A 2,083-nucleotide genomic window follows, 5' to 3' on the forward strand; every position below is an offset into this window, starting at 1 on the left:
AAAAGAAGAAATTTCTCTTGCCTATGATCCTGAAACGGCCAGGGTGGACCCGAAGGTTCGTGCCATGTGGGAAATCCATGAAATGGCAGTTACGGGAAAGACTCTCCACGCCTGCATGAGCACCCGTCTTCCCCTTCCGAAATGGGAAGAGATCCTGCTTCTCGGCGGCCAGCTGAATCCGGCGCCTCTCTTTGATGATGAAGAAGTGAACCTGAAGACGGTCATCGGCAAACATGCGGCAAAGCCCATGGTTCTTGACGGACCGGTCTATGTATCCCATATGTCTTTTGGCGCTCTTTCGAAAGAGGCAAAAATTGCCCTTGCCAAAGGTGCCTCGCTCGCCGGGACTGCCATGTGCAGCGGGGAAGGAGGTATCCTTCCGGAAGAAAAAGCGGCCGCTCAGAAATATATCTTTGAAATCATTCCGAATATGTACTCCGTGACGGAAAAGAACCTCAAAGAAGCAGATGCTATCGAAATCAAGATCGGCCAGGGCACGAAGCCCGGCATGGGCGGACATCTTCCGGGAGAAAAAGTAACGCCGGAAATTGCGGAAATCCGCGGCAAAAAAGTGGGCGAAGATATCCAGAGCCCCAGCAAGTTCAAGGAAATAGAAACGAAAGAAGATTTGAAAGCGTTCGTTGCTAAACTTCGTACTATTTCCGAAGGCCGGCCTATCGGCATCAAGCTCGCCGCAGGACACATTGAAAAAGACCTGAAATTTGCGCTTTATGCGAAACCGGACTTCATCACCATCGACGGCAGAGGCGGAGCAACCGGCTCCAGCCCCTTCCTGCTTCGTGAAGCGACTTCCGTTCCTACCATTTATGCCCTTGCCAGAGCCAGGAAATATCTGGATGAACAGCATTCCGACGTAAGCCTTGTCATCACCGGAGGACTCCGGGTGAGCGGAGATTTTGCAAAAGCCATCGCCATGGGGGCTGATGCAGTGGCTGTCGCGACAGGTGCCCTGATGGCCCTGGGCTGCCAGCAGTATCGGATCTGCGGGAGCGGTCACTGCCCTGTAGGCATTGCCACCCAGGACCCGGAACTTCGGAAGCGTCTCCATGTAGACATTGCGGCACAGAGAGTCGCCAACTATTTCAAAGTGGCTTTCTCCGAACTTGCCTCTTTTGCAAGGGTTACCGGCCATCACGATATTCATGACCTTTCTGAAAAAGACCTCATCACCACCAGTGAAGAAATCCATAAATATACGGGCATCCGCCACGCAGGGGAAGACTGAACCTTTCGGAATGCGTGAGCTCTGCAGGAATCACGGACGATGAAAAAGTCCCTGAAGCACCGATTCGCTTCAGGGGCTTTTATTTTTGCGGAAATGCGGTCGTTCATGAAGAATCTTTTTATACCGTAAAAATTTTATGAAATTCTAATAAAATAAAATTTCCTTTTTGTACTATATAGGCAGAAAGGATGAAAAGTCCCCGGGAAATCCCGCTCAGCGCAATCCATGGAAAGCGGGATGAGGACGGATCATTTTTTTGAAACGGTACCGTAAATAAGAGCTCTTACAAATCAGATAACACAAAGGAATATTCCGGGGAGGACTCTGTCCTTTACTCTGTATTGTTACTACTTTTGAGATTTTGTTTTTGCCAGCAGTGAAAAAGGTCCGGCTCGAAAGAGCCGGGCCTTTTTGCTTGCAAAAATAAATTTCTCATGATAATTTACTGATAGAAAGCATTTGGATAGTCTCTGTAAAAGGAGGACATATGAAACCATTCATGAAATATGCAGCAGCCCTTCTGGCGGCAGCGGCCCTTGCGCTTCCTGCGGGAATCATGGCGGCAGAACCGGTGGTGCCTGCGCTTTTCAGGGAGGTTTGCGTGGACCCTTCCCTTCGTCTGGATGATTCGGATTATGCGACGAAAACCATGACGGTAGAGGGGCGGAAGGTGGTATTTCGTGCCTATGAAAATCTTTCCTATGTGGCAAGGCCTGTGGATCAGACGTATCAGACCATGAATATTTATGTGCCGGAAGGGTATTTCAAAGGGGAAACCATCCATGGATACACGGCAGAGACGGCGCCCATATTTCTTCCCAATACCGTAGGAGGCTA

1 protein-coding gene and 1 pseudogene are annotated in these 2,083 nt (G+C 49.7%); both read left to right on the forward strand.

Features of this window, described 5'->3' with window-relative positions:
• A partial coding sequence (locus QZN42_RS10140; RefSeq protein ID WP_296957351.1) for an FMN-binding glutamate synthase family protein occupies window positions 1-1,246 on the forward strand: 1,246 nt, incomplete at its 5' end.
• Between the two features lie 487 nt (window positions 1,247-1,733).
• A pseudogene (locus QZN42_RS10145) lies at window positions 1,734-2,083 on the forward strand (alpha/beta hydrolase); the annotation flags it as partial.

This window comes from uncultured Dialister sp., assembly GCA_900314595.1.
Lineage (GTDB): Bacteria > Bacillota > Negativicutes > Veillonellales > Dialisteraceae > Dialister.